The organism is Archaeoglobus neptunius, from assembly GCF_016757965.1.
GTDB lineage: Archaea > Halobacteriota > Archaeoglobi > Archaeoglobales > Archaeoglobaceae > Archaeoglobus > Archaeoglobus neptunius.
In genome coordinates this window covers 1-26,089 of sequence record NZ_JAEKIW010000015.1, presented here as the reverse complement: position 1 = coordinate 26,089, position 26,089 = coordinate 1, and the positions used below count along the sequence as shown (strand labels likewise).

Here is a 26,089-nt window from a genome sequence, read left to right as displayed (position 1 = left end):
TGGTTATAACGATAGGCATATTAATTGTATTGACCTCAGGTAATATCAATGTCAGTCCCCCCGGATGTCGCAGAAAAGGTTTTCGAAGAATGGTTCAGCGAAGTATCAAAGGATCTGCCTCCCGATATCGCAAAAACTGCCAGACCTTTGGTCAGAAATCTGATCGTTGCTCTGCTTTCGGGGGATAAAACTGTAGAGAAAGTCATGAAACAGCTTGATTTGGAGCTGGTTGAGAGGATAATAAAAAGCGGCAATAAACCATCAGATGCTCTTTCAAAAACGATTCTTCTGGTTGAGAAACTGGCTTCTGTTGCTGACCCGGTAACCTTCAAGGAGACTGTAATCGATCTGGTCAGATTCCAGAGTAAGGTTCTAAAGGTAGTTTCGGAGATCTACGAGAAGTCGATAAAGGATGAGCTTGAGGCCAGGAGAAGAGTGGAGAGGGCGTTTAGGGTTCTGGCCAGAGTTAACGAAACCGTGCTAATGGCCGAGGATGAGAAGGAGATTCTGGAAAAAGTCTGTGAAACAATCGTGGACGAGGGATACGCACACGCCTGGATTGGATACGCCAACAAGGACGGTAGTGTTTCGCCTGTCGCCGGCTACGGGAGCAATTATTTCAGGGAAGTTGAGGTGAGGTGGGACGATTCACCACTCGGGCAGGGGCCAACGGGAAGAGCGATCAGGGATAGAAAAATCGTGATCAAGGGTAACTTGAGATCGGACTTTATGTGGAAGGACGAGGCGACGAAAAGGGGTTTTGGATCGTCAATTGCTCTTCCGCTCATCTACAAGGATTCAACTTTTGGTTCTCTGAATGTTTACGCAATTGAGGAGGATGCTTTTGACGAGGAGGAGAAGGAATTGCTCGAACGCATCGCTGCAATCATATCGTATGGAATTGCCCTAAAAAGACTGAAAAAAGAAAAAGAAAGATTGATTGAACAACTGGATAAAAATATTGAGCAATTCGCCATTCTGGTGGATCACATCCGCAATCCTCTGGCTGCTGCACATGGTTTTGTGGAATCCTTTGTTGAAGACAGGAATGCCACAGAAAAAATAGCCGAACAGCTTTCAAGAATAACAAGACTCGTTGAAAGACTGGAAAAGGGCTGGGTGGAATCGGAAAAAATCAGGGAATATCTCAGGAAAAGGGGGCCCTAATGTATATGCCTTTCGATTATGCTGATCAGTTCATCCTTACTTAGCGGCTTTTTAACAACATCTTCTGCCCCCGCTTCAAGCAACTCATCTCCCCTGTGTGCGGCAAAGGCAGAGATGCCTATAACCTTGATGTCCGGATCAATCCTCTTAATCTCTCTTGTAAACTCAACACCGTTCATCAGCGGCAGTGGAATGTCAACCTCAACCCCCTCAACTGAGGGCATCAGCATGTTAACGATCACCAGATCGGGCTTGAATGTCCTGAAGGCCTCGATTCCTTCTTTTCCATCTGAGGCGATCGCCACATCATAGCCTTCAGAAAGCAAGTCCTTGAAAGCTTCAACCACTGCCCGATCGTTGTCGACAATCAGTACACGTTTTTTCATTATTTATACTGAAACTTTCTTATATATGTGGTTTACTGCAAAAAAACTATATCTTCCCTTGCCATTGAGTTGGTTGATGGATAAAAAGTTCAGAAACTGTATCACTGGGATAGCCGTTGGAGATGCCCTTGGAATGCCTGCAGAGGGGCTATTGAGAGAGGCAGTAAAGCAAATCTACGGGGAGATCAGGGACTTTTTTCCTTCGCCCTACGGCGACCTGAAAGAAGGTGAATGGACGGATGACACGGAGCAGATGATGATTCTTGCCAGTTCTATCCTTGAAACCACATATTTCAATCCTGAGGACTTTGCAGAGAAACTCAAGACGTGGTTTCTCTCCACAGAAAGCAGAAGGATTGGCCCGAGTTCCACCAGAGCCATTTCAAATCTGTTAAGTGGGATACCATGGAGTAGAGCTGGTGTTATGAGTGATACGTGTGGTGCAGCGATGAGGGTCGCTCCGGTTGGCCTTGTGTATCATTTCAGCTTTAATCTGGTAGAGAAATATGCCGAGCTGTCGGCCATTGTAACTCACAGGGGCACGGCTGCAGTCGGTGGGGCCATAGCTGTAGCAATTGGAATAGCATGCAATCTCCTCGATTTCAGCGAGGAGGAAATGCTTTCTGAAGTTTTAAAAAGGGTCGATCCTGTTGACAGCCTTCTGGCTGAAAAAATAAAGTACGCCTATGAAATTGCAGATAAAGAACTTGACTTTGCGGTGGAAAAGCTCGGAAATACGATGTCGGCCCTTGATGTAGTGCCAATGGCATTTTATGCGTTTTTTTCTGGTGAAAATTTTGAGGATTCACTGATATTGGCAGCAAACGCAGGAGGGGACTCTGACTCCATTGCTGCAATATGCGGGGCATTGAAGGGTGCAGCAGGGTTTGATATTCCCGACAGGTGGCTGGGAAAGATTAAAGATAGAGAAAAGCTCGAAGAGCTTGCAAACAGACTCTACGACCTTCATATTAGGATAGTAAAGCTCACTTAACACCCTCATCGATTTTACACTCCTCAGGACTTTTATCATCCCTCAATCTCAGAAAAACCGGTGCTCTGAGCTTGTTTTCCTCAGTAAGCTCCAGGAACTCTACCTCACACACATACACGGGCTTAACCCAGTGCACGTCTTTCCTGCCTATCTCAAAATGCGGAGTCTTCACCTCTATCTCCCGCAGCTTTCCTGAAAACCAGACGAGAAAATCCCTGTCAAACCCGGTACCAACATTTCCAACATGCACGAGCCTGCCGTTTGAGTGTGCCGCAAGAACGAGTGATCCAAAAAACCTCTCACGTTCACCCTCGCCCTCAATCCACCCAACGATTATGCAATCCATAGTCTGTCTTTTTTTGATTTTCCTCCAGAGATCACTCCTTTTACCGATCAGGTATCTGCCATCTTTCTTCTTTGCAACTATTCCCTCAAGTCCTAACTCTCTAACTCTCTTGTAAAATTCTTCACCGGCTTTCTCAATCCATCTTACCTTCCATATCCTTTTTGACCCGGCCACAACCTCCTCCAGAGCTTTTTTCCTTTCCATCAATGGCAGATCAATTATCCAGCCGTCCTTCTGAGTGTAAAGTGCATCGAAGGCGACATATATCGCTGGAATTGTTTTGCTGAGGATTTCTATTTTAAACCTGCTTTCAACATGTTCCCTTTTTTGCAAAAGAGAAAAAGACGGTTTCCCCTCTTTAATGACGACGATCTCACCATCCAGTACCGCATTCTGGTTCAGAGATAAAAAATCGATTTCCGGATATCGATATGTAATGTCGAGCAGCCTTCTGTTCTGAAGTCTGACTCTTTTGCCTTCAACATCGACAAACGCTATGCATCTCGTCCCGTCCCACTTTATCTCGTAAATGTAATCCTCGCTGCTGAAAGGCTGGCTTTTGACTGCAAGCATCGGCCTTATCTTTTTGTCAAACCAGCTCATGCACCTTTAACAGACTCAAGACTTGCCTTAAGAGCATCCATCAGCGATTCTACTTCCTCAACACCACCAGTAACGGCGATCTCCTTTCCTGCTAACTTTGCGTCTATAAGCTGCATCAAAGCCTCTTTATACTCATCCCTGTACTCCTCAATCTTCAAAGGCTTCTTCATGGCTAGAATGAGCTTTTTAGCAAGATCGAGCTCCTCGCTACTAACCTCTACCTCAGTACCCCATCCCGCAACCTCGTAGGGATTTCTTATTTCGTCAATGTAATGGAGAGTTGCCAGCAACAATCCACCATCAAAGGCTTTCAAAGCCACAAGGTTTTCTCTACCTCTCATACTCATCTTACCGGCAGCCATGCTTTCCGTCTCAATCATCGCCCTCTTGAGAAGGTAGTACGCCTTCTCTCCACCCTTGTCCGGCACCACATAGTAAAAGTTGCTGTAGTATATGATCCCCAGCTCTTCTGGCTGAAAGAACTGTTTGATCTCTATAGTTCTGACCGTATTCAGAGGGATCTTTTCAAAATCCTCATCAGTCAGGATGACATACTCATTTTTCGACACTTCAAAACCCCTTACGATTTCATCACTCGATACCTCCCTGCCACATTTCTCGCAAACTTTCCTGTATCTGATCCTGCCACCATCTGCAGAATGGAGGAGATTGAATTTTATCTCCTTTGGGAGTACTGCACTGTATACCTTCACAGGGATCGTAACCAGTCCAAAGGATATGTTTCCCTTCCAGGTAGCTCTCATGAAATATACTATGGGTAAGATGAGATAAATTTTACCAATTAAATCAAAAAATTGAATTATTTAAATTTTGGAATTATTTCTTTTCCAATCAGTTTGATTGACTTCTTTTTATCGGGTCCAATTGGGCTCCCCGCAACAACCTGCGTTACTCCCGCCTTTGACAGCTCGTTGATTCTCTCCACAACGTCATCTGGGGTGCCGCTGATTGAGAATATGTCTATCATCTCATCGGTCACACTCTTCGCCACTCCACCCCAGTCACCCTTTGTGAATGCGTTGTTCAAAGCATCTCTCACACCGTTCACCGCTTCCTCACTGAGACCATGTCTTTCGAGAACGGTTGGCGGGCTTCCGGCAACGATGAACGCCACAACAATCCTTGCTGCATTCCTTGCATTGTCCCTGTTCTTGTCCACACTCATTGATGCATACGCAACTGTATCAAAAGCATCTCTGCTCTTTCCGGCCTTTGACAATCCGGCATCGATGTTCTCCTTGGCAACTTCGAAGTCCTTTGGATGTGAAGCGTTAATCAGCACACCGTCTCCAAGCTCTGCCGCAAGCTGAAGCATTTTTGGACCCTGTGCACCGATGTATATCGGAATATCACCGGGTTTGAACCCGAGTCTGGCCCCGTTGAACTTGAATATGTCACCATCGTACTTCACGGTTTTTCCGCTTGTAAGCTCTCTTATTATCTCAACGGCCTCTCTCATCCTTTTGAGTGGCTTTTCCCAGCTGATTCCGATCCTCTCAAAGGTTACCTTATCTCCCGCTCCGATTCCAAGAACCGCCCTTCCACCGCTGATCTCGTTTATTGTTCCTATAGCAGATGCAGTCAGAGCGGGGCTGATATGGTAGGGGTTTGTAACACCAGGCCCGAGTTTTATTGTTCTTGTTTTCAGGGCCAGAATTGTCAGCATCGAATAGACATTTCTGTTGTTGTAGTGGTCCGTAATCCATGTGTGGTCAAAACCGCTGTCCTCAGCCAGTTTTACATAGTATTCAAGCTCGTAGTACTTCATATCTGGAACAAACTCTATACCAAATTTCATAGAAGGTAACAAACAGAGTGGCAAATAATCTTTTCGATTTTAAACTTTTAATGTCTTCCTTAGAATTCCCCAAACGACTCTGAAATGACCCTTTTTAAACTCCCTGATAATGAATCTGGGTCTGAGATAAAATCTAAGATAGCAGTACTTCAAAAATCTGTAAACTTCCTCTGAAGACATGTAAAAGTTTTTCAGTACAGGTTTTCCTGCCGTGTATTCATCGTAGTTTTCGGTGAGCAACCAGCCCCTTTCCCTTGCCTCCTGGTAAATTTCAGTCCCCGGATAAGGGGTTAATATGGAAAACTGTGCGTAATCCGGGTCTATTTTAAGGGCAAGCCTTAATGTGGACTCCATATCCTCCCTTCTTTCCATCGGAGCTCCGATGATGAAGGAGCAGATGGCCGAAATCCCTATTTTTCTCGTTAGCTCTATCGCTTTTATGGCTTTCTCAAGATTTATTCGTTTCCTGTAAAATTCAAGTATTGTCTCACTTGCAGACTCAATACCAAAATAAATCGCTGAACAACCAGCATCCTTCATCTTTCTCAGCATATCTTCATTAATTGTATCCACCCGGGAAGAGCAGCTCCAGTCTATGTCCAGCCCCCTGCTTTTGATTTCCTCGCAGATTGCCTCGACCCTTCTTTTGCTAAGGGTGAATGTGTCATCGCTGAAGGCTATGTGTTCTGCATCGTAATCGTTCACCAGCCACTCTACCTCATCAACCACGTTTTTGGCGCTCCTAGCCCTGAATCTAAACCCCATAAAGGTGGAGGAACTGCAATATCTGCATCCAAATGGGCACCCGCGAGATGTTATGACCGGAAAATGTCCGAGCCTGTATCCAAATATCCTGTAGCTGTCAAGAGGCATCAGGTCATATGCGGGAAATGGAAGGGAGTCAAGGTTTTTGATTGGCTCTCTTGGCCCGTTGTTAACGATTCTGCTTTCGTCCCTGTAAATTATACCTCTAACACCATCAAGCCCGTTTCCGGACTCCACCCTCTCGGCCACCTCCACTATAGTCTCCTCTCCCTCTCCAATGCAGACTGCATCAACGTAACCAGATCTTAATGGGTCGTAGGGTTTGAAAGTAACGTGCACACCACCCAGAATGACCTGTATGTTTGGAAGGGCCTCCTTTATTTTTTTCGCATATCTCATGGCTGAGCTGAATGTCGGGGTTGTCGAAGTTATTCCAACCACCAGTGCATTTTTTACTCTCTTCAGCAGTTCCTCAAATCCCACATTCTCCACAAGGTCATCAATTACCCTTACCCTGAAACCCTCCCTCCTCAACACTGCCGCCAGATAACCAAGAGAGAGGGGTGGAGTGGATATGTCAAGGGTTTTCACGACCTCAACGTTGGCGTTGGGGTTGAGGAGAGCGATCATATAATTATTAATTGTTCCCAATAGTATAAAAAGTGTTGCCCGGAAAATACGTGGTCTGCTTAAGTCCCAATTCAATCTTCATCAGCAAAAGATTTAAAATTTCCAGTCAATTCCCAACATGGACCTGATATGCAAGTACGTTTTCAAGGACAGTGTGAGTTTCGGAGAGAGCATTGACGTTCACAGGGACAGACTAATAGTGAAGGTTGGCGCCGAATTTCTGGCAATTCCGAAAGCCTGTATAAAAAGTGTTGAAGCAGATAAAATAGTGCTTTCAGAGTTTGATGAGGAGGAGGCAAAGGAAGCTGGAAGAAGGTGGATAGAGGAGAAATCAAAGCCTGTAACGCTTGAAGAACTGAGATCATATGGTTTTGGAGATGAAGAATGAATTAAAACAGGTGATTGTTGTAAGGGACGATTTAAAATTGTCGAGAGGTAAGCTGGCAGTTCAGGTTGCTCATGCTGCAGTTATTGGTTATATCCGATCTTCTCCTGATTTGAGAAGAAGGTGGCTTGACGAAGGGCAGAAGAAGATCGTTCTTAAGGTTAAGAGTCTGGAAGAGCTCATGGGGGTGAGGGTTAGGGCTGAAACTCTCGGACTCGTAACAGGTGTTGTTCAGGATGCAGGTTTAACGGAAATTCCACCCGGAACTGTTACAGCCATCGTTATAGGTCCGGACGAGGAGAGGAAAATTGACAGGGTTACAGGAAACCTTCCCTTGCTGAAGTAATCTTTAGGGCTCAATTCCCCTGTCAGTTATGCGGTAAAAGCAGCTTGTCCCCTCCCTCATCCATCTGTGTTTTATCAACGTGGCCTTCCTGACGTCTTCGCTTCTCTCCAGCGCCAGAATGACCTTGGACAGATGGTCTATGCTCGGCCCTCCCAGCGGTCTGTCCATGCCGGTCTTAACATCGGTGTACATCTGGTTGGTTATTACCACAGCAACATCGTGTTTTCTTGCAACTCCGAGCAGATACGTGAGCTGGGAGGTTAGCTCCCTCTTTATTCTGAGCTGCCTGCCCTCATCTTCAAGCTCACTGCGATAGAGCGATGTGAAGGAATCAACGATGATTAACCTGACATTTTCACTCCTGCAGAGCTTCTCTGCCTCCTTCAAAGCGACCCCCTGCTGTCTGAACTGATAAACCTCATAGACGAAAACGTTGGCGAAAAGACCGACATCACCGAAAACCTGCCTGACCCTCTCGGCAGACAGGCCCTCGGTATCAATAAATGCCACCTTGAACTCCTTTGCAGCATTTTTGGCAAACATCAGGCAGAGAGTTGTTTTTCCGGTACCACTGTGGCCATAGATTTGCGTCACCGTTCCGGTTTCAACCCCACCTCCGAGTAAAGAGTCAACACACTTACTTCCACTCGGTATCAGCATTTTCAAGCACCCTCAGCACTTTTCGGTAAACCTCATGAATCGGGATATCAAGCCTGCTGGCGATCATAGCAATGTCATCAAATTCTGGCTTCATGTGCCTGAACTCAGGAAGAGAGCGTTTAAATCTTACTTCAAAATCCTCGCCCCGGATTTTCACCTTCATCCTGTACTCTTCTCTCTCAGCTATCTGTCGGTGGTAAACCGGTATTATTCTTACTCCGAGACTTCCGGTTTGTCTCATCACTTCCTCAGCCACCTCCTCAGCTCTGTCCAGATTCGCTATTATTCTCATCACAAAACCCGGCCTTCCTTTTTTACCAAAAGCCGGAATTGTTGTTACATCAAGCACGCCATCAACTTGAATCAGGTTCTCCATCGCATACCCCATGTACTCTCCACTCACATCGTCAAGATTCGTCTCTATCACTGCTATGCTATCATGCAGTTCCACCTTGCCAAGAATCAACCTAAGAACATTCGGCACCTCCGTCTCCCTGCTACCAGCGCCGTAGGAAACATTCTCGATCCTCATCGGAAACGGCGGAAAATCATCACAGTAATACGAGAGGATTGCCGCAGCGGTGGGCGTCAGCAGCTCCCCCTCTCCCTCCATCAGAATCTTTATCTTCGCATCCTTCAGGATCTCAAGAACCGCCGGGGATGGGACGGGATACCTCCCGTGGGAAAAATCAATGAAGCCGCTCCCGACTCTGATGGGTTTTGCAAAAAAGCTGTACCCTTTATCGGCCAGATTTCTGAACGCTTTTGCCGAGCACAGTACATCGAAAATTGCATCATCAGATCCAACCTCATGAAAAACTGCCTTTCTGTAATCTTTTCCGTGTACCCTTCCCTCAGCTCTCGCCAGAATCTCAAATATTTTCAATGCGTCATTTTTAACTTCTCCATCAATGCCGGAGCTTTTTATTATGGATACAACATCCTCAAAACTTCTTTTAACCCTTCCCCTTTCCATTACCCTGATCCGCCTCGCACGTATCCCCTTAACGTCAGCTTTTTCAATTCTGTAGTCAATTTTGAGATTTATTGAGGAGAGAATTTCGTCAATCTCTGATTTTCTGATACCGACATCCAACATGGAGGCGATTATCATATCTCCTCCTGCACCGTTGAATGCATCAAATATTGCGACTTTCATCAAACCACCACAAGCCTTTTTTATCTCCAAAATAAAAACTGTTTAGGTTAAAAAATAGTAGCAGGTGGTGGAGATGGAAATCACGCTCAAAGTTAATCAGGCCTATCCGAGTGACTCGGGTAGGGGAATCGCCAGATTGGATCCTGATACAATGTTGAAGCTCCAGATATCCCCCGGTGATATTATAGAAATAGAAGGGGCTCGCAAAACCGTTGCAAAGGTCTGGAGAGCCCCAAAAAGAGACTGGGGTAAGAACATCATAAGGGTTGACAGGTTCATCAGGGAGAATGCGGGAGTTGGAGTGGGGGATGTCGTTAAAGTCAGGAGAGTTGAATATCAGCCAGCAAAAACGGTTATTCTTGCTCCACTCAAAAAGATGGATTTAAGAATTTACGGAGTTGATATTGGAGAATATCTCAAACATCAGTTTCTGAAAAGACCTGTCGTTGAGGGGGATCTCGTACCCCTTGTTGGAGCTCCGGCCCTCTCAGGCTTTGGAAGATACAACCAGCAGAATCAGGCGGTAGTGTTCGTTGCAGTTAAAACTGAGCCCAAAGGTCCGGTTGTAATTGATGAATCCACCAAGGTCGTTTACAGGGACAGGCCGGCAAAGGGATTTGAGCGATTCGGAAAGGCAGGGATTACCTATGAGGATGTCGGTGGTCTGAAAGATGAGCTTCAGAAGGTCAGGGAGGTAATAGAGCTGCCCCTGAGATATCCCGAGATTTTCCAGAGGCTTGGGATTGAGCCGCCGAAGGGTGTGCTGCTCTACGGACCGCCCGGAACCGGTAAAACTCTGATCGCCAAGGCGGTTGCCAATGAAATTGGAGCGAGCTTCTATACAATTAACGGTCCAGAGATAATGAGCAAATTTTACGGTGAATCTGAGCAGAGATTGAGGGAGATTTTCGAGGAGGCAAAGGAGAATGCGCCTTCGATTATTTTTATTGATGAAATAGATTCAATAGCTCCTAAAAGGGAGGACGTTACGGGGGAGGTTGAGAGAAGGGTTGTGGCTCAGCTCCTGACACTGATGGACGGACTTGAAGAGAGGGGACAGGTTATCGTTATCGGAGCCACCAACAGAATAGACGCTGTAGATCCTGCCCTGAGGAGACCGGGCAGATTTGACAGGGAGATCGAGATTGGAGTTCCGGACAGGGAAGGGAGATACGAGATCTTCCAGATACACACCAGAAACATGCCTCTTGAGCCAAAATACGCACGAGAATTTGTCCTTGACGCAATAGAGAGATACAGAAAAAACGTTGATGACGTTGAGGTGCTGAAAACTCTTGATTTCTTCTATGACGAGGTTAAAAACTCCGAAACTGCAGAGGAAATAGAGGCGGCGGCCAAAAATCTCCTTCCCAGCGATGTTCTGTCTGATCTTGAGGCGGAAATAACAAAGTCAATGCTGCGCAGTCTTGCAGATCAGACTCACGGTTTCGTTGGGGCGGACATCGAGGCCCTGTGCAAGGAGGCAGCTATGAAGGCTCTGAGAAGATTTCTCCCGCAGATCGACTTAAATGAGGACGAGATTCCTCTGGAGATCCTTGAGTCCATTAAGGTTACCTGGGAGGACTTTATGGAAGCGTTAAGGGAGATTGAGCCGTCAGCAATGAGAGAAGTCTTTGTCGAAATACCCAAAGTAAGCTGGGAGGACGTGGGTGGACTGGAGGACGTGAAAAGAGAGATCATTGAGGCGGTTGAGTGGCCACTGAAGTTCCCTGAAAAGTTCAAGAAGTTTGGGATAAGGCCGCCAAAGGGTGTGCTGCTCTACGGACCGCCCGGAACCGGTAAAACTCTGATCGCCAAGGCGGTTGCCAACGAGAGCGAGGCTAACTTCATCAGCATCAAGGGTGGGCAGATACTCAGCAAGTGGCTGGGAGAGAGTGAGAAGGCTGTGAGAAAGATATTCAGGAAGGCGAGACAGGTCGCTCCGTGTATAATATTCTTTGACGAGATTGACGCTATTGCCCAGTTGAGAGGAGTTGATGAGGGTAGCAGGGCTGTCGAAAGAGTTCTTAATCAGCTCCTAACCGAGATGGATGGGCTTGAGGAACTGCACGGTGTTGTTGTGATAGGTGCGACCAACAGACCAGATATCCTTGATCCTGCGCTGCTCAGGCCGGGGAGATTCGACAGGCTCGTTTTCGTCAGACCACCGGACAAGAGGAGCAGACTGGCAATACTCAGGATACACACCAGAAACATGCCACTATCAGATGACGTGGACCTTGACGAGCTTGCCGAAATAACAGAAGGATACGTTGGAGCGGACATTGAAGCAGTATGCCGGGAAGCGGTGATGATCGCAATCAGAGAAAACGTGAATGCGGAAAAGGTTGAAATGAGGCATTTCCTTGAAGCAATAAAGAAGGTAAAGCCGAGCATCAACGAGACCATGCTAAGCTTCTACGAGAGATTTGAGGAGAGGATGAAAACCGAGAGAATACAGATGGCCACAAAGCCATTCGTTGGATACGGCTAAAATTTATTTTTAAGAACCTGAACAAAGATCGACAGGAGAAGGGTTGCGCTAACCGCAGCGTTCATGTAGAAAAACGCAATCTGAATTTTTGCCTCGTCCCATCCTTTTCTCACCGTAAAGTGCTCGTAAAACAGCAGCATTCCAATTACCGGAAGAAAGGCCAGTGCCAGATCGGCACGGTAGATATAGAACGCAATGGAAACAAATACAAAGAAAGCAATGTGATTGATCCTCGAAACCCAGATTGCGGTTTTAACACCGAAGTGTGCGCCGATAGAATGCAAACCCGCTTTCCTGTCAAACTCTATATCCTGGAGTCCATAGATAATGTCAAAGCCCGCCACCCAGAAGATAACAGCAATTCCGATCAATGCCGGAATCAGTTCGCTGCCGAAGATGTCTGCGGAATCTGTTACGGCTATCCAACCCCCGAGAGGGGCAAAGGCGAGATTCAGGCCGAGAACGTAGTGGCAGAGACACGTAAACCTTTTCAGATAGGGATAAATGTATGCGGTAATTGCTGGAATTGGTGAAAGCAGAAGAGCTGTTTTGTTTATCAAAGCCGCCGAGAGGAAGTAAATGGCCAGAGATACAACTGCTATCGCATAAGCTTCCTTCAGATCAATCAATCCGGCCGGGAGATGTCTTGAAGCTGTCCTGGGATTTCTGGCATCTATTTCCCGGTCTATAATCCTGTTGAAAACCATTGCAGCAGTTCTGAGCCCTGTAAAGGCTGTTAAAATCAGAAAGGACACCCTTAGATCCGGAAACCCGCCAGCAGCGAGAAATGCCCCGGCGTATGCAAATGGCAGGGCAAACAGGGTGTGCTCTATTTTAATGAAGTCCAGATACATCTTAATTCGGTGCATTCTGTATCACACCCATGACCTTTTCGTGAAGTTCTCGCAGAACCTTCCTTCTGTCCTCCATAAGCACAACATCCTGGTCTCCAAGCAGATACAGATTGAAGGCAAATGGACTTGGATACGGCGTTCTTACAATTACAGGCTCAATCTCCTTTCCAACCTTCTCCAGAAAGTCCATGGCATCATCGATGTTCATGGCATCCTCCATTATCTCTCTGTAGGTCTCCTTCAAGACGGGAAAGTCGGGAAAGTAACGCTTCAAAAAGTTCAGGATTGAGTCTGCGCTGAACTGCTGCCTCCAGACACTTTTCTCCCTCCCCATGTAGTTTCGAAGGATCATCAGACTCCTTACTGCCACATGCCTGAACCTCCTTCTGAGGAGTTCAGTTCTGTCCAGAGCCTTCCTGAGATGCTCCCTGAAGTTCGGCAGCATGAAGAGTCCTTCAATTTCCGCATCACTCAATCTCCTGTTTTCAGGGAGTATCAGCACGAAACCATTATCGTTCACACCCATCTGAACATTGCAGTTCTTTATCATACCTGCTCTGTATGCAAAAACCCTCGCTATTGCACTGTTGGCCCTCCTGCCCACAAGTGTGTGGAAAAAGTAGTAGTTTCTTTCACCCTCATATTTCTCAATTACAAGCTTTCTGTCCGTTGGTATCTCACTGAAAAGTCTCTGCTCCATGAAGTAGCGGTATATGGCATTTGCAGCATTACTTTCGATTCCGTAATTCTTTATGAGGAGATCGATCACCTCGTCACGGCTTTTTTCTTCGAGAACTCTCTCCATCCATCCCCTGAACTCCCTGATCCTGCATGCCAGATCGTAGCTCAAAGGAAGCTGCTCGCTGAACCAGCTTGGAACAGTTGGTCTCTCCCCCTCCACCTCTTCAACGATTATGCTCATTCCCTTTGCCTTCAGGAATCTGAATGTTTTTCCGGCGAGTACGAAGATGTCGCCGGGAACGAGATTTTCGGCAAACTCCTCTTCAACCTTCCCTACTCTTTTTCCATCCTTCGTTATGACCTTAACCGCAACCTCGTCGGGTATTGTTCCTGTGTTGAGGTAATAAATCGGCCTGATGAGCTTGCCTCTCCTACCAAAAACACCCTCCTCCTCATCGAACCATATCTTCGCATAAACCCTTTTCTTTTCGAGTTCTGAAAATGTGCCTGAGAGATACCTCAAAACTGACAGAAATTCCTCCCTCGTTAACTCTCTGTACGGATATGCATTCCTGATAACGGCCAGGGCCTCGTCAACGGTCCATACTTTCTCAATGGCCATTCCCACGACATGCTGGCAGAGAACATCGAGACACTTTTTCGGTATCCTGATCCTGTCCAGCCTTCTCTCTCTCGCTTCTTCAGCAAGAACCGTACACTCTATGAGATCATCCTGATCCACAACCACGATTCTTCCGACACTTACCTCGTGCAGTCTGTGTCCACTTCTCCCGATTCTCTGCAGTGCCCTGTTTATGCTTTTTGGAGAGCCCAGAAGAATTACGAGGTCTATATATCCGATGTCAATACCGAGTTCAAGGCTTGTGGATGAAACCACGCATCTCAGGGTCCCATTTTTTAACCCGTTCTCCACCTCAAGTCTGACCTCTCTTGAGAGAGAGCTATGATGCGCCTTAATCGGGAAATCCTTTAGCCTCTTCTTTAGATGATACACCACCCTTTCTGTTGCGCTTCTGGTGTTTGTAAATATCAGGGTCGTTTTTGAGTTTTTAACATAGTCTGCCAGCAGATCGTACAGCCTTTCACTTATTTCATCAGCATTCGCTCCAAAAAAGTCGTTTATCGGAGATACAACCCTGATATCCACGGGTTTTTCAAATGTCACATCGGCAACAATGCAGCTCCTTTCCACCCCGTACTCGTAGCCCACGAGAAATCTTGCAATCTCCTCCAGCGGGGAAATCGTTGCAGAGAGCCCTATCCTTGCCATCTTCCCTTTTTGAATTCTCTGAAGTCTTTCGACCGAGAGAGACAGATGCACACCCCTTTTGTTCTCAGCCATCGCATGTATCTCGTCCACAATCAAAAAGTTCACTTCCGTAAGAGATTTGCTGAACCTGGGGCTGCACAGAATTATGGCAAGCGTTTCGGGTGTGGTTATGAGGATGTGGGGTGGTTTTCTCATCTGCTTCTGCTTCTCTGAAGCATCGGTATCTCCCGTTCTAACGGCGACCCTAATTTTCTGCAACCTGACGTTCTTTCTCTCTGCCAGTTTGTAAATTTCCTCGAGCGGCTCTTCAAGGTTTTTCTTTATATCATTGTTCAGAGCCTTGAGTGGTGAAACATAGACGACGTAAACCCTATCTTCCAGCTCACCCCTCTCAGCTCTATCAACAAGCATGCTTATCGCCGACAGGAAAGCAGCAAGAGTTTTCCCACTTCCGGTAGGAGACGTGATCAGTACGTTGTTACCTTTAAAAGCCTCCACAATGGCGTAGCGTTGAGGAGGGGTAAAATCAGAGTATTTTGAAAGAAACCACTCTCCTACGAGAGGATGCAGGATTGACAGTATTTCCTCGTTCGTGTATGGCTTTCCCTCTACGATCACCATCCATCCTATTTACCAGTGAAGAAAAGTGTTTTGGGAAAATTATAAACTGTAAGGTGGACATACTGTGAGCGGTGAAGTTCTACGCAACACTCGCTCCGGGACTTGAGGACGTTGCAGCGGAGGAAGTCAGGAGGCTTGGGGGTGATGTTACAGAAATAAGGGTAGGGAAGGGAAGATTGTTTTTTGAGGGCAGCAGAAAACTCATCGATAGGATTAACAGGTATTCGAGAACCCTTGAAAGGCTGAACGTTTTGCTTTACAGGGGGACGTTTTCAGGTCTCGATGACATTTACAGTGCGGTGAAGAACCTTGAATTTGATTTTCTCAACGGAAAAAGCTTTGCGATAAGAAGCATGAGAAGTGGCACTCACAATTTTACATCCATTGATGTTGCAAGAGTTGCGGGACAGGCTGTTATAGACAGTTTTCAGGAAAGCTACGGAAAAAGACTGAAGGTCAATCTGAACAATCCTGACGTCATCATTCGGGCGGAAGTTGTGGAAAACGAGTTTTTTGTTGGTATTGACACAACCGGTGATGACGCCCTGCACAGAAGATGGTGGAGGGTCTACAACCATCCTGCACATCTCAACGCAACAATTGCCTGCTCAATGCTGAAAATTGCTGGGTGGAATCCCAAAAAATCGCTTATCGATCCGATGTGCGGGAGTGGGACAATTCCGATAGAGGCTGCGCTAATGGGCAGGAACGTCCCCAACAAAAGGAGTTTTGCTTACGAGAATCTTTGCCAGATAACCAAGAACGATAGTGAAAAAATTTCCAGTATCAGAATGGAACTCTACGGAACTGAGAAATTCAGGAAACATCTCGAGGGTGCAACGCTGAACGCCGAGAGTGCTGGGGTTGCAGACACAATAACATTCAGTCTCGGTGATGCCACAGAGTTGAGCGGAAGTTACGACATAATCGCCACCAATCCGCCTTACGGTCTGAGAATCTGGAAAAAGAGTGCCATAAGGCTACTGTACGAAAAATTCGCCATTGCAGCTAAAAAGTGCATGAACGACAGACTTGTTTTGATCACTGCAGAGTACAGAATATTTGAGGAATGTGCGGAGAGAGTGGGACTCGAGTTAATTCACGATAGGTTCGTTAAGTACGGTGGATTGCTGACAAAAATCCTCCTCTATTCCTTATCGTGAACCCACATTTCGCCGTCTTCTTCGTAAACCTCCTTTTTCCATACCGGCAGTTCCTCTTTCATTATCTCTACTGCCTTTTTCAACGGCTCCCATATGTCTTTTCTGTGCTCGCCCATCACCGCAATATAAACGATGTCCTCGCCTGGCATAAGAACCCCTTTTTTGTGATATATTTTGGCGTTAACGATTCCTGGCATGCTTTTTATCTTCTCCTCTATCTCCTTTGCCTTCTCTTCAAGCAGGTCATCATAAGTCTCGTATTCAAGCTGCCTTACCTTCTTGCCACCGGAATTCCTCCTCACGAAACCCACAAAGATACCTATTGCCCCGCACCTCTCAACTCCATCAACACATTTGGTTTTGAGAACAATGGATTTCAGGGACTCAACTTCAGGAGCGTTAAGAGCCTCTTCTACACTTCTCACTCGGGGAATCTTAAAACCGATGCCTTTTTCGAGCCCCTCCAACTCAAAGTCAAAGCCAATTATTGCCGCAAAATCAAAACCCAGATCTGCAAGGGTTTCAAGAGCGTCCCTCATATTTTTTGGTCCGGCAATCATTCTAAGCGACCTGCCAATAAGGGCGCAGCACTCTCCTTCACCGTTCCCCTTTCTCACTTCAACAACCCTTCCGTGTTTTGACAGTTCTTCTTTAATCTCATCCCAGTTTTCAGGCACAAACACCCTCACCCACAACCACCTCTTAAAGCTTTCAAGGTATCCATCCCACAAAACAGCGGCTGTACAACGTGGAATTTGACATCAACTTTGCTCCCATCAACAATAATCTCTGCACAGCTAGCAACAGAAAGTCTCGGGCTTGTCGGACTGCCGGGGCAGACGATGACTCTCCCCCTCACTTCCTCAAGTACAAAACGATGTAGATGGCCGAATACGAGAACGTCGACATTGAGTTCCATCGCTCTGTATATGAGGTCGTGAAACTGGTTAATGTAATTCCCCCTGTGCACAACACCAAACCTCACTCCCTCCACTTCGAACACTGCAGAATCGGGCAATTCCTCTCTGATCTTTTCATCATCGCTGTCTCCAGCAACCGCCACTAGATCATAATCTGAGAACTTTTTGTAAACGGCGTAACTGTCAAAATCTCCGGCATGAACCAGCATATCGGCATCATTCATCATCTCATCAAGCCTTTCGGGAATGTTCCAGTCTTTAAGATGAGTGTCGGAGATCGCAAGAATTTTTTTCATGTGTTAAAACTAACCGACAGGGTTAAAAATGTTGGTGGCGATGTTTTGCAGTGATAGGACTAAGCCATGTTGTGAGCTATCTAACATGTCCGAGACTTTGCTATTACCGTATCCACTTTGGAGAGAACGTTTTTGCGGAGATACATGCTGTGAGGGAAATATATTTCAGTTTTCGACAGGGATTCGATCTAGAATGGGCCGAAAGCAGAACAAGATCTCTCTATGAAAACTTTGACGAGGGTGTTTTCAGAAGAGCTGCAGAAAAGTTTGTTTACATAGATCACGGCCTACGCACTGTTGACTTTGATGTTTACGTCAGATCCGAGAAGCTCGGTGTTGGTATGGTTGTTGATGAGATCGTGAGGGATGGGGAAAGAGATGTCCCGCTGTTCATCTCCCTTAACCCTCCGGAAAAGGGTGTGTGGCTGAGAGATGTGATAAAGGCTGGATTTGCAGCATTAATCGGATTTGATGGAGCGAGGATTTACTACGCCTATTCGGGAGACCTGAGAAGTGCTGAAACTGGCTATGGAACGAAAAGAAGAGTGTTGAAGCTTATTGAGAGGGTCAAAATGGTAGAGAGGGGCTTTCTTCCGGAAAAAAGGGAGAGCAAATACTGCGATTTGTGCAATTTTAAAGAGGAATGTCACTCAAAGCCGGAAACGTTTGCCTCCAAATTCCTTTAATCTATGAAAAATCTTGCCTCCTCTATCCACTCACTCCTGCACCTCGGGCATTTTGTTGCCCTCATTTTTTCAAACTCAAATCCACATTTCTTGCATCTCGGAGGCTGCATCAGAAGCCTTTTCCCCTTTCTTTTCAGAACTTTCGCAGCTTTTTTCAAAACCCCATATACTTCCCTTTCCCTTTCGGGTTCAATTTGCAGGGCAATGCAGATCTCCCTGACAGAGAGCCCGCTCTGATTTTCTAAAAGACCTATCACCTTCTCTACCAGAGCCACGCAAAAAAGTTTCATACAGGTTATTTGGAATTTTCCTAAAACTCCAGAGCCTTCTCCACCACCTCAGGATCAAATTTCCGGTAGATGTACCTTGTTTTTCCCCTTCCTTTGTCACCAAAAGCAATGTCAATTAATCTGAGTCTCTCCAGTTTCTCAAGAACGTTGTAGTACTTCCTGTATCCCATTCTGACCTCACTGTGGATCAGATCGTACAGGTCCCCTGTCGAAATCTCCTCTTGAGAGTATATAATCCTCAAAACCGCCCTCTCCTCACTGTTTAATGCGGAAACTATCTTCGCAATGAAGGATAGAGACTCCCCTGCATTTGCCTTTTCCACATCCTCAACCTGCACCTTTCTGCTCCCCCTGCTTTCTGCGTTCATACCGGCAGCTTTTAAGAGATATATCCCGTATCTGACGTCCCCTGCATTGTGAGCTATCTCCACCACCCTCTCAAAAGCCTCCTCTTCAAAAACGTCCGGTATAAAACCGTATTCGACCCTCTTTTTAAGTATCTCCCTCACCTCAGAGTAAGTGTAGGTGGGATAGTGAATTTCCACATAGTGAAAAATGGCGCCTACAAACGGATCGAGAAGCATCGGAAACCGTATGTCGGTTGCAGCAGCAATAACCCCCACCTTCACCCCGTACTCTTCAGGAGCCTTGAGTATCTCGTAAAGAACCTCGTCAGCATAATTTTTGCTGAGAAAGTTCACGTCATCCAGAACCACCACAAGAGGGTCTTCAAGATTTCTCCAGACCCTATCCATCATCGCAGTCTTGCTTATTCCGGTCGCAGGAGCTTGATGTCCAATAACATCCTGAAATATTTTTGCAAAAATCTTGTAAGGCTCCTTGAACCTTGGAGAACGGATGTATGAGTACTTGAACCCCTCAATCTCCTCCTCGGCCTCTCTCAAAACATACCTTATTGTCGAGGTTTTTCCAGTGGATGGTGGGCCAATGCAGAAGGCATTTATGGGAGATGAGCTGTGGAAAACGGGTTTTATGCATGAGACGAGCTGTCTTATCTGCCCATCTCTAAACAGAACTTCATCTGGTATGTAATCAGGGTCGAAAACTTCAATATTTCTGAACAGACTCTCGTCCCATGAGAGCATTGACATAAAACATACCTCAATATGTATAATCTTTTTCACTTGCATCCGGGGGTTGAACTTCTTATTTTCCGGGACGCATTACCTTACATGATAGAGGTACTGTCAGTCCAGATAGATGGTGGATTTACGGCATTATCAGCACCGGCTGAAGTTTGCGCAAAAAGCATCAGAAGCGCCGACAGTAGATTTCCGTCCATGTACATCTGTGGAAACCACTCATCCATTATCGACAGAATAGACGGAAATCTGCACATCAGAAGGGGCTTTACAATACACCAGGTCATGGAAATACTGCTCAATTCTTACGAGGACACGGTGTTCATCGAACACGATCCACTGCTTTTTGAAGATTGCAGCTTCTACACCCTTGAAGATTTTGTGATGCTTCTGAGACAGATCGGCAGAGACAGGCTTCTGATATATCTCACAACCGAAAGAGATCGAATCTTCGACTTCATAACAAATCTTGCCGATAGATACATCTACGTTGAGGAGGATGCGGGAGGATACTATATTGCCGATGTGGGAGTCAACGGATTGACTCAGCGGTTCTATCCTAAAATATCGGGGCAACTGACTCTGGAGGTGTTCTGAATGGGTAGGAGCGTTTCAAGTGTGAGGATGGAGGTTAAAAAGATGGCTGAAAGGTGGCTGAGGACATCAAAAGCTCTGAAAAAGGAGGAGAGAATTTACGCTGAAAAGTTAGCTGAAATGATCAAAAAACACAGCAGCGAGGCCTTCTACGCCTTCAGCGATCCACTGGAGGCTGCAGTGTTTTCAGTACTCATCGAGCTGCTTAAGGAGCTCGATACCAATGTGGGTTCTGGACTGCAGTTCATGGAAAAAAGGTGTTAATTTCTGGGTGAAGAGGGGCAGCAGGGTCAGAAAACACACAGTAAAGGCTGAAAACTACTTTCTTTTATATCTGCCAGATGCTTCACTGCACTACGAGATGCTTGAGAATCTTGAAAGCAGATACAGGGTTGAAGATTGCGAGATAAAAACCATATACGGTACGGTTAATGGCTACAAAATTTATGCCGGGAGGAAGGTTGCTGAAAAGGTGGAGAGGCAGACAAAAGACTCAAAGCTGTTTAACGTTGATGTAAGACTCGAACATAAGGTCATGGCTAAAAAGAACGTTTTTCCATGCTCCCACATACTCGAAGACTGTGGAAAAAGGTTTGAGATCGAATTTGACTTGCCCTTCACGATAATGGAGATTTCAATCAGAGGTGACAACAGAATTAACGAAATACGTGTTGATGGCGAAAGAATGGCGAGGGGTGAGAAAGATGCAGTTAAAGACATGCTCTCGTGCATTGAGTCCTCAAACCCCGACATAATCCTTCTTACAGATGCTGACTTCTGGATGCCACGCATAGATTCCATAGCCAGAGAATGCGGTGTTGAGAACACCATAAGTAGAACGGGAAAGTTCAGAAAGCTTCCCCAGAAGTCCTACTGGAGCTACGGAAAGGCCAGATTGCGAAGAGAGGCACTCATTCCCGAGGGGAGAATACTAATCGATACTGGAAGCTTCAATTTCAAAGAAGGCGGAATTCGTGGTGTACTTCTTGCATCTCGTCTGGCTGCAATATCCCCCAATCTTGCATCCCGCTTCAGTCCCGGATCCCTGATTTCACTTTACGAAATTTTTGAGGCTTTAAGAAGGGATATAGCTGTCCCGTTCAGAAAAAGTGACGCAGAGAGGGTGAAAACACTTTCAGAGCTTAGAATTGCTGACAGGGGCGGGATGATTTTTCAGCCCCAACCCGGTGTTTACGAGAATGTATGGCAGATCGACTTCACATCAATGTATCCGTCAATTATTGTAAAATACAACCTGTCCCCTGAAACCATTCACGGAAATGGAAAGAGGGGGTTCCTTGCTGAGGTTCTGAGTCCCCTCCTCAGCATGCGGATAAAAACGAAGAGAATGAGGTGCATGGATCTGGACTCCATTCTGAAATGGATGCTAGTTACCTGCTTTGGTTACACGGGATACAGAAATGCCAAGTTTGGCAGAATAGAAGTCCACGAAGAGATAAACAGGATTGGCAGGGAGATACTTCTTCAGAGCAAGGGGATTGCAGAAGAGATGGGATTTAGCGTTCTTCATGGTATAATAGACTGTTTGTGGATTTCCGGTGAAGGTGACCCATGGAAGCTTAAAGAGCGGGTGGAAAAGAAGACTGGCCTGCTCACAGAGCTGGAAATGTACAACTGGATCACCTTTCTTCCGATGAAGGATGGCGAAGGGGCTTACAACAGATATTACGGCAGACTCTCAAATGGGGAGATGAGAATTCGCGGAGTTGCCATGAGGAGAAGGGATATTCCGGAATACATCAGAAAAATGCAACTGCGGTGCTTCGATATTCTCTCCAGAGCGGAGAATCTGGAGGATATCAAAAAACTGGCTCCTCGATTGAGAGACACCTATCGCAAATTCGCTGATAACCTAAGATTTGCCGATCCTGCTGAATTGGTCATAAAAAAGGCTGTCGGGAGGGTCGATTACAGGAGGGACTGCATCGAGTCCAGAGTGCTGAGGGAATACAGAAGGGCAGGGAGACAGATATCACCAGGAATGCTGATCGAGTATGTTGTTGTTGATTCCCAGAAACGCATTGTAAGAATTAAGGATTTCTCAGATTTCGATTACCGGTATTACCTCAAGCTACTCAACAGAGCATGGCACGAAATAAACTTCACAGTAAATTTTACCCAAACAGAGTTAGCTGAATGGAAACCAGTATTAAAGCGATCAACGCAAGAATTATCAGGTCCTTAACTTCAAGCACGATCTTCATATTACAAATTAAGCTTCAATGTATTTAAATTTTTGGTTAATATATTATTACTATAGTTATAATCATAATGAGTGAGTTTGACAATAATTTATATTCAGCCAGCCTCAACCGACCCCAATGATAGGAAAAGTTGGAGAATTCATGCGAAGAAGGGACAGGCTTTTTGATTTGCTCGGAGCAGAACTGGTGAAGGTCTCAGAAGGTCACGCAAAGGTTGAAATGGAGGTTAAGGAGGAACATCTCAATGCCGCCGATGTCTGTCATGGTGGCGTAATCTTCACTCTTGCTGACCTTGCATTTGCTGTTGCGAGCAACAGTCATGGAAAGATTTCTCTGGCCCTTGAGGTCAGCATCACATACATGAAAACAGCATCAGCCGGTGAAAGGATTTTTGCTGAGGCAAAGGAGGTGAATTCAGGGAGAAGAACTGCAACCTACCTAATAGAGGTAAGGAACTCGAAAAATGAACTGCTTGCTCTTGCAAAGGGAACGGTTTTTCGCTTGGATAGAGAACTTCCCCTGTAAATCAGCGGAAACAGAGTGGCTAAGCTGGCCAAAGGGCAAATGTTATAATCTCTAAATAAACTCCCTGACTATGTTAAAGGATGTTGTCAAGGATGCCGAGGGAGAAAAGGTCTTTCTTCTCGGAAACGAGGCGATAGCACGAGGGGCCATTGAAGCCGGAATTGATGTTTTTGCTGCTTATCCCGGCACTCCTTCTTCCGAAATTGCCGATACACTCAGCAGTGCATGCAGAGTTTTGAGAGGAAAGATGGATTTCTATATGGAATACTCATCCAACGAAAAAGTTGCCTTTGAGGTTGCTATAGGTGCCTCTCTTGTTGGTAAACGGGCTATGGTAACGATGAAGCACGTAGGTGTGAATGTGGCAGCAGATGCTCTTTTCAGCTTTGCGTATGTTGGGGCGAGAGGCGGTTTTGTTCTTGTTACTGCAGATGACCCCACAATGCACAGCAGCCAGAACGAGCAGGACAACAGATGGTATGGAATGGCTGCAAAGCTTCCCGTTGTTGAGCCTTCAAGTGTTCAGGAGGCCAAAGATTATGCCAAGCTCTGTTTTGAACTTTCCGAAAAATTTAGTTTGCCGATGATTTTTAGAAGCTACACAAGGCTGAGTCACGCAAGCGGCTTGGTCGAGCTGGGAAAGATCCCTGAAAAAGAATTCAGTAGGGTGGACTGGGAGAAACATCCGGATACTGACGTTGTCCTACCTGCCCACGCTAGGAGGCTGAAGCCGGTACTTCTGGAGAAACTCAGCAAAATTATGAGTTATTTCAACAAGTCTGAAATAAACTGGATTGATGATGGAGACGGAGACACGGGTGTAATAGCTTGCGGATTAAGTTACGCTTACGCCAAAGAGGCGATGGAAAATTTAGGTGTCAGCTTGCCCACCTTGAAGCTTTCCTCAATGCATCCTCTTCCGGAAAAACTAATTGAGGACTTTGTTTCCCAGATGAAGAGGGTTATTATCGTGGAAGAGGTCGATCCTTTTGTCGAGCTGCACGTCAGAGCAATGACGGAAGCGGAGGTTTACGGAAAAATGAACGGATACATGCCGATGAACTACGAGTACGATATTCCTAGGGTTGAGGTGGGTATTGCAAGGGTTCTCGGAATTAAACCAAGCAGAGATTACGAAAAAATAACTGCAAAAGCAGCAAAAATCTCTACAAAAGCTCCTCCAAGACCACCAGTTCTATGTCCGGGATGTCCCCATTCCGCTTCGTTTTACGCAATCAGAAGGGTTGTCGACATGATCGGAAATGCTGCACTACCCAGCGATATAGGATGCTATACTCTGGGGATAAACAAACCGCTTGAGGGTGTCGATATAACGATATGTATGGGTGCAAGCGTTGGAGTGTCTAACGGCCTTGCACACGTACTCAATGACAGTACAATCGCCACAATTGGAGATTCCACCTTTATCCATGCAGGAATACCGGCCCTCATAAATGCGGTTTACAACAATGCGAAGTTCGTTCTGGTAATTCTCGACAACTCAACAACAGGTATGACAGGTCATCAGCCTCATCCGGGAACGGGAGTCAGAGGTTGTGGAGAAGCTGGAAAGGCTGTAAAGATCGAGAATATCGTGAGAGGTTGCGGTGTCAGTTTTGTTGAGGTTGTCAACCCGTACAATGTGAGAAAAATGATTGATACGCTCAAAAGAGCTCTAGACCACGATGGAGTGGCAGTCGTTATAGCCAGACAGCCCTGCGCAATTCTATGGACCAGAGCTAGAAAAAGGGAGGGGAAGAAAATTATTCCGTACACAGTTACAGAGGATTGTACTCTCTGCATGGAGTGTGTAAACACATTTGCCTGCCCAGCCCTGATATTTGATGGTGAAAGGATTGCAATAGATCAATCCCTCTGTGTTGGATGTGCAGTGTGTGCAAAAATATGTCCGAACAGGGCAATAAAGCCCAGAAAGAGTAATTAACCAGAATTTTTATTTCTATTCATGGTAAGAGCGCTGATATTTGGAAGGTTTCAGCCCTTCCATTACGGCCATCTTCGAGTTGTCAAATGGGCCTTGAACGACTTTGATGAGCTCGTTCTGCTTGTCGGAATGGCTGACGAAAGTCACACACTACTCAATCCCTTTACCGCCGGAGAGCGAATCTGGATGATAAGAGAGGCGCTCAGGTCAGAGAATGTTGATCTGAGCAGGATCGTTACGGCGACTGTCCCCACAATGAGCGTTTACGTGGGCCATGCCTTCTACATCATAAATCTTGTTCCCGCTGTCGGTGCCATAATAACCAGAAATCCTGTCATTGCTCAGGTATTCAGGGATGCCGGACTCGAAGTACTAAGCCCTCCAGAGTTTGAGAGAAACAAATACAGGGGCAGTTACATCAGGAGGCTGATGCTTGAGGGTGGAGAATGGGAGAAGCTGGTTCCAGACGCTGTTGCTGAAATTATCAGTAAGCTGAACGGTGTTGAAAGGATAAGAAGAGCTGCAAGCATGGATTAGCAAAATTTTTATGACCTGAGGATGAGGCTCAAAAGGCGCCGCCGTGGCTCAGCTGGCAGAGCGGGTGATTCGTAATCACCAGGTCGCGGGTTCAAATCCCGCCGGCGGCTTATGTTTTTCTGGATCTGGCTTGTTATGAAAGGTTCAAACCCGTGTTTTGCCGCTTCTATGGGTTTGTCCATGAAATCTGAATTCCGGTTCTCTGATATATTACTGAGAAAACCAGCTTTTAGAGATACAGCTAGTATCAATCTCAAAAACACAATAACCCAAGGAGTACCTAACCCTCGCCCTGATCTCCATCATCTTAATCGTAATAGCAGCTTGGGTCGAAGCGAACATTACTCTGAGAATTGCCAGAGCCATGGGGGCAAAAGGTATTTGAAGGTTTGGAATAGAGATATGGAAAAAATCATAGAGGTCGTGTACGAAAACGGGAGTGTTTAAACCCCTCGAAAAAGTTGATCTGCCGGAGAGTGTGATATCCCGAAATAATTTCACTCTTCAAACAACCACCTTCCGTACTCAAACACCCTTTCAGCAGGCAACTTCCTGAGAAAAGCCTGATAGGGAGTCTCAAGTTCATCAAAATTCAGACTCATGT

General features: G+C 46.0%; 26 protein-coding genes, 1 tRNA gene and 2 pseudogenes. 15 read left to right on the top strand and 14 right to left on the bottom strand.

What is annotated here, in order from left to right:
- Positions 1-48: 48 nt before the first annotated feature.
- Positions 49-1,167, top strand: coding sequence for a GAF domain-containing protein (locus JFQ59_RS11210; RefSeq protein WP_202320594.1), 1,119 nt, complete (start codon positions 49-51; stop codon positions 1,165-1,167).
- Here JFQ59_RS11210 and JFQ59_RS11205 read toward each other — a convergent pair.
- The gene (locus tag JFQ59_RS11205) at positions 1,164-1,553 is read right to left on the bottom strand and encodes a response regulator (RefSeq protein WP_202320593.1); all 390 of its coding nucleotides are present in this window, start codon (positions 1,551-1,553) and stop codon (positions 1,164-1,166) included. The genes JFQ59_RS11210 and JFQ59_RS11205 overlap by 4 nt on opposite strands.
- 76 nt (positions 1,554-1,629) lie before the next feature.
- Here JFQ59_RS11205 and JFQ59_RS11200 point away from each other — a divergent pair, with 76 nt between their 5' ends.
- A complete protein-coding gene (locus JFQ59_RS11200) occupies positions 1,630-2,547 on the top strand; it encodes an ADP-ribosylglycohydrolase family protein (RefSeq protein ID WP_202320592.1) in 918 nt (305 codons plus the stop codon).
- Here JFQ59_RS11200 and ligD read toward each other — a convergent pair.
- The 4 genes from ligD to JFQ59_RS11180 are packed head-to-tail and all read right to left on the bottom strand — an operon-like array spanning position 2,540 to position 6,710.
- Entirely contained in the window at positions 2,540-3,496 is a 957-nt protein-coding gene (ligD, locus tag JFQ59_RS11195; RefSeq protein ID WP_202320591.1) for a non-homologous end-joining DNA ligase, read from the bottom strand. The two genes, JFQ59_RS11200 and ligD, sit on opposite strands and share 8 nt — an antisense overlap.
- Positions 3,493-4,260: a non-homologous end joining protein Ku gene (ku, locus tag JFQ59_RS11190; RefSeq protein ID WP_202320590.1), complete on the bottom strand. Its 768-nt coding sequence runs from the start codon at positions 4,258-4,260 to the stop codon at positions 3,493-3,495. The genes ligD and ku overlap by 4 nt, the downstream gene beginning before the upstream one ends.
- Positions 4,261-4,316: 56 nt before the next feature.
- Positions 4,317-5,315 (bottom strand): 5,10-methylenetetrahydromethanopterin reductase, encoded by a 999-nt coding sequence (gene mer / locus JFQ59_RS11185; RefSeq protein ID WP_202320589.1) that lies wholly within the window; start codon positions 5,313-5,315, stop codon positions 4,317-4,319.
- Between the two features lie 39 nt (positions 5,316-5,354).
- The gene (locus JFQ59_RS11180; protein WP_202320588.1) at positions 5,355-6,710 is read right to left on the bottom strand and encodes a B12-binding domain-containing radical SAM protein; all 1,356 of its coding nucleotides are present in this window, start codon (positions 6,708-6,710) and stop codon (positions 5,355-5,357) included.
- A 118-nt stretch (positions 6,711-6,828) separates the two neighbouring features.
- Here JFQ59_RS11180 and JFQ59_RS11175 point away from each other — a divergent pair, with 118 nt between their 5' ends.
- Positions 6,829-7,098: a DUF5749 family beta-barrel protein gene (locus JFQ59_RS11175; RefSeq protein WP_202320587.1), complete on the top strand. Its 270-nt coding sequence runs from the start codon at positions 6,829-6,831 to the stop codon at positions 7,096-7,098.
- Positions 7,088-7,441: an aminoacyl-tRNA hydrolase gene (gene pth2 / locus JFQ59_RS11170; protein WP_202320586.1), complete on the top strand. Its 354-nt coding sequence runs from the start codon at positions 7,088-7,090 to the stop codon at positions 7,439-7,441. Before JFQ59_RS11175 ends, pth2 begins: the two co-directional genes overlap by 11 nt.
- A gap of 3 nt (positions 7,442-7,444) precedes the next feature.
- Here pth2 and radB read toward each other — a convergent pair whose 3' ends face one another.
- Together radB and larC are read right to left on the bottom strand one after the other, a co-directional pair.
- Complete coding sequence (gene radB, locus JFQ59_RS11165) at positions 7,445-8,101, bottom strand: DNA repair and recombination protein RadB (RefSeq protein WP_202320585.1); 657 nt, start codon at positions 8,099-8,101, stop codon at positions 7,445-7,447.
- Positions 8,079-9,260, bottom strand: a complete 1,182-nt coding sequence (larC, locus tag JFQ59_RS11160) for a nickel pincer cofactor biosynthesis protein LarC (RefSeq protein ID WP_202320584.1) — start codon at positions 9,258-9,260, stop codon at positions 8,079-8,081. Before larC ends, radB begins: the two co-directional genes overlap by 23 nt.
- A 73-nt stretch (positions 9,261-9,333) precedes the next feature.
- Between larC and JFQ59_RS11155 the strand changes: the two genes are divergently transcribed.
- Entirely contained in the window at positions 9,334-11,754 is a 2,421-nt protein-coding gene (locus JFQ59_RS11155) for a CDC48 family AAA ATPase (protein ID WP_202320631.1), read from the top strand.
- Here JFQ59_RS11155 and JFQ59_RS11150 read toward each other — a convergent pair.
- Together JFQ59_RS11150 and JFQ59_RS11145 are read right to left on the bottom strand one after the other, a co-directional pair.
- Positions 11,751-12,623: a UbiA-like polyprenyltransferase gene (locus tag JFQ59_RS11150; protein WP_202320582.1), complete on the bottom strand. Its 873-nt coding sequence runs from the start codon at positions 12,621-12,623 to the stop codon at positions 11,751-11,753. The two genes, JFQ59_RS11155 and JFQ59_RS11150, sit on opposite strands and share 4 nt — an antisense overlap.
- Positions 12,610-15,201, bottom strand: a complete 2,592-nt coding sequence (locus JFQ59_RS11145; RefSeq protein ID WP_230972477.1) for an ATP-dependent helicase — start codon at positions 15,199-15,201, stop codon at positions 12,610-12,612. Before JFQ59_RS11145 ends, JFQ59_RS11150 begins: the two co-directional genes overlap by 14 nt.
- Positions 15,202-15,272: 71 nt before the next feature.
- On the opposite strand from JFQ59_RS11145, the gene trm14 reads away from it, so the two are divergent.
- Positions 15,273-16,364 carry a tRNA (guanine(6)-N2)-methyltransferase gene (gene trm14, locus JFQ59_RS11140; protein WP_202320580.1) on the top strand — a complete coding sequence of 364 codons (1,092 nt, stop codon included), beginning with the start codon at positions 15,273-15,275 and terminating at the stop codon, positions 16,362-16,364.
- Here trm14 and JFQ59_RS11135 read toward each other — a convergent pair.
- Both JFQ59_RS11135 and JFQ59_RS11130 read right to left on the bottom strand, forming a co-directional pair.
- The gene (locus tag JFQ59_RS11135) at positions 16,349-17,053 is read right to left on the bottom strand and encodes a molybdopterin synthase catalytic subunit (protein ID WP_330999884.1); all 705 of its coding nucleotides are present in this window, start codon (positions 17,051-17,053) and stop codon (positions 16,349-16,351) included. The genes trm14 and JFQ59_RS11135 overlap by 16 nt on opposite strands.
- The gene (locus JFQ59_RS11130; protein WP_202320578.1) at positions 17,050-17,580 is read right to left on the bottom strand and encodes a YfcE family phosphodiesterase; all 531 of its coding nucleotides are present in this window, start codon (positions 17,578-17,580) and stop codon (positions 17,050-17,052) included. Before JFQ59_RS11130 ends, JFQ59_RS11135 begins: the two co-directional genes overlap by 4 nt.
- A 50-nt stretch (positions 17,581-17,630) precedes the next feature.
- On the opposite strand from JFQ59_RS11130, the gene JFQ59_RS11125 reads away from it, so the two are divergent.
- A complete protein-coding gene (locus JFQ59_RS11125; protein WP_202320576.1) occupies positions 17,631-18,266 on the top strand; it encodes a PD-(D/E)XK nuclease family protein in 636 nt (211 codons plus the stop codon).
- Here JFQ59_RS11125 and JFQ59_RS11120 read toward each other — a convergent pair.
- Complete coding sequence (locus tag JFQ59_RS11120) at positions 18,263-18,541, bottom strand: transcriptional regulator (RefSeq protein WP_330999883.1); 279 nt, start codon at positions 18,539-18,541, stop codon at positions 18,263-18,265. The genes JFQ59_RS11125 and JFQ59_RS11120 overlap by 4 nt on opposite strands.
- 35 nt (positions 18,542-18,576) lie before the next feature.
- Positions 18,577-19,668, bottom strand: coding sequence for an ORC1-type DNA replication protein (locus JFQ59_RS11115; RefSeq protein WP_202320572.1), 1,092 nt, complete (start codon positions 19,666-19,668; stop codon positions 18,577-18,579).
- An 81-nt stretch (positions 19,669-19,749) separates the two neighbouring features.
- Here JFQ59_RS11115 and JFQ59_RS11110 point away from each other — a divergent pair, with 81 nt between their 5' ends.
- The 8 genes and pseudogenes from JFQ59_RS11110 to JFQ59_RS12835 form a co-directional block, all read left to right on the top strand.
- The gene (locus tag JFQ59_RS11110) at positions 19,750-20,256 is read left to right on the top strand and encodes a hypothetical protein (protein ID WP_202320570.1); all 507 of its coding nucleotides are present in this window, start codon (positions 19,750-19,752) and stop codon (positions 20,254-20,256) included.
- Positions 20,257-20,517, top strand: a complete 261-nt coding sequence (locus JFQ59_RS11105) for a hypothetical protein (RefSeq protein ID WP_202320568.1) — start codon at positions 20,257-20,259, stop codon at positions 20,515-20,517.
- A 7-nt stretch (positions 20,518-20,524) separates the two neighbouring features.
- Positions 20,525-22,459, top strand: a complete 1,935-nt coding sequence (locus tag JFQ59_RS11100; protein ID WP_330999882.1) for a type B DNA-directed DNA polymerase — start codon at positions 20,525-20,527, stop codon at positions 22,457-22,459.
- 136 nt (positions 22,460-22,595) lie between these two features.
- Entirely contained in the window at positions 22,596-23,003 is a 408-nt protein-coding gene (paaI, locus tag JFQ59_RS11095) for a hydroxyphenylacetyl-CoA thioesterase PaaI (protein ID WP_202320564.1), read from the top strand.
- A 70-nt stretch (positions 23,004-23,073) separates the two neighbouring features.
- Complete coding sequence (gene iorA, locus JFQ59_RS11090; RefSeq protein WP_202320562.1) at positions 23,074-24,948, top strand: indolepyruvate ferredoxin oxidoreductase subunit alpha; 1,875 nt, start codon at positions 23,074-23,076, stop codon at positions 24,946-24,948.
- A gap of 21 nt (positions 24,949-24,969) precedes the next feature.
- The gene (locus JFQ59_RS11085) at positions 24,970-25,485 is read left to right on the top strand and encodes a nicotinamide-nucleotide adenylyltransferase (protein WP_202320560.1); all 516 of its coding nucleotides are present in this window, start codon (positions 24,970-24,972) and stop codon (positions 25,483-25,485) included.
- A gap of 37 nt (positions 25,486-25,522) precedes the next feature.
- A tRNA-Thr gene (locus tag JFQ59_RS11080) sits at positions 25,523-25,595 on the top strand.
- Positions 25,596-25,756: 161 nt separating this feature from the next.
- Positions 25,757-25,870, top strand: a pseudogene (locus JFQ59_RS12835) (stage II sporulation protein M); the annotation flags it as partial.
- 112 nt (positions 25,871-25,982) lie between these two features.
- On the opposite strand, the pseudogene JFQ59_RS11075 reads toward JFQ59_RS12835, so the two are convergent.
- Positions 25,983-26,089 (bottom strand): annotated as a pseudogene (locus tag JFQ59_RS11075) (IS481 family transposase); the annotation flags it as partial.

Bases quoted from the DNA above. Each gene is read 5' to 3' on its own strand.
- JFQ59_RS11180 (WP_202320588.1), bottom strand. From the start codon at position 6,710: ATGATCGCTCTCCTCAACCCCAACGCCAACGTTGAGGTCGTGAAAACC.
- radB (WP_202320585.1), bottom strand. From the start codon at position 8,101: ATGCTGATACCGAGTGGAAGTAAGTGTGTTGACTCTTTACTCGGAGGT.
- JFQ59_RS11130 (WP_202320578.1), bottom strand. From the start codon at position 17,580: ATGAAAAAAATTCTTGCGATCTCCGACACTCATCTTAAAGACTGGAAC.
- mer (WP_202320589.1), bottom strand. From the start codon at position 5,315: ATGAAATTTGGTATAGAGTTTGTTCCAGATATGAAGTACTACGAGCTT.
- JFQ59_RS11105 (WP_202320568.1), top strand. From the start codon at position 20,257: ATGGGTAGGAGCGTTTCAAGTGTGAGGATGGAGGTTAAAAAGATGGCT.
- JFQ59_RS11175 (WP_202320587.1), top strand. From the start codon at position 6,829: ATGGACCTGATATGCAAGTACGTTTTCAAGGACAGTGTGAGTTTCGGA.
- JFQ59_RS11155 (WP_202320631.1), top strand. From the start codon at position 9,334: ATGGAAATCACGCTCAAAGTTAATCAGGCCTATCCGAGTGACTCGGGT.
- larC (WP_202320584.1), bottom strand. From the start codon at position 9,260: ATGAAAGTCGCAATATTTGATGCATTCAACGGTGCAGGAGGAGATATG.
- ku (WP_202320590.1), bottom strand. From the start codon at position 4,260: ATGAGAGCTACCTGGAAGGGAAACATATCCTTTGGACTGGTTACGATC.
- iorA (WP_202320562.1), top strand. From the start codon at position 23,074: ATGTTAAAGGATGTTGTCAAGGATGCCGAGGGAGAAAAGGTCTTTCTT.
- JFQ59_RS11110 (WP_202320570.1), top strand. From the start codon at position 19,750: ATGATAGAGGTACTGTCAGTCCAGATAGATGGTGGATTTACGGCATTA.
- JFQ59_RS11200 (WP_202320592.1), top strand. From the start codon at position 1,630: ATGGATAAAAAGTTCAGAAACTGTATCACTGGGATAGCCGTTGGAGAT.
- paaI (WP_202320564.1), top strand. From the start codon at position 22,596: ATGATAGGAAAAGTTGGAGAATTCATGCGAAGAAGGGACAGGCTTTTT.
- JFQ59_RS11115 (WP_202320572.1), bottom strand. From the start codon at position 19,668: ATGTCAATGCTCTCATGGGACGAGAGTCTGTTCAGAAATATTGAAGTT.
- JFQ59_RS11205 (WP_202320593.1), bottom strand. From the start codon at position 1,553: ATGAAAAAACGTGTACTGATTGTCGACAACGATCGGGCAGTGGTTGAA.
- JFQ59_RS11145 (WP_230972477.1), bottom strand. From the start codon at position 15,201: ATGGTGATCGTAGAGGGAAAGCCATACACGAACGAGGAAATACTGTCA.
- ligD (WP_202320591.1), bottom strand. From the start codon at position 3,496: ATGAGCTGGTTTGACAAAAAGATAAGGCCGATGCTTGCAGTCAAAAGC.
- JFQ59_RS11210 (WP_202320594.1), top strand. From the start codon at position 49: ATGTCAGTCCCCCCGGATGTCGCAGAAAAGGTTTTCGAAGAATGGTTC.
- JFQ59_RS11085 (WP_202320560.1), top strand. From the start codon at position 24,970: ATGGTAAGAGCGCTGATATTTGGAAGGTTTCAGCCCTTCCATTACGGC.
- JFQ59_RS11150 (WP_202320582.1), bottom strand. From the start codon at position 12,623: ATGCACCGAATTAAGATGTATCTGGACTTCATTAAAATAGAGCACACC.
- pth2 (WP_202320586.1), top strand. From the start codon at position 7,088: ATGAAGAATGAATTAAAACAGGTGATTGTTGTAAGGGACGATTTAAAA.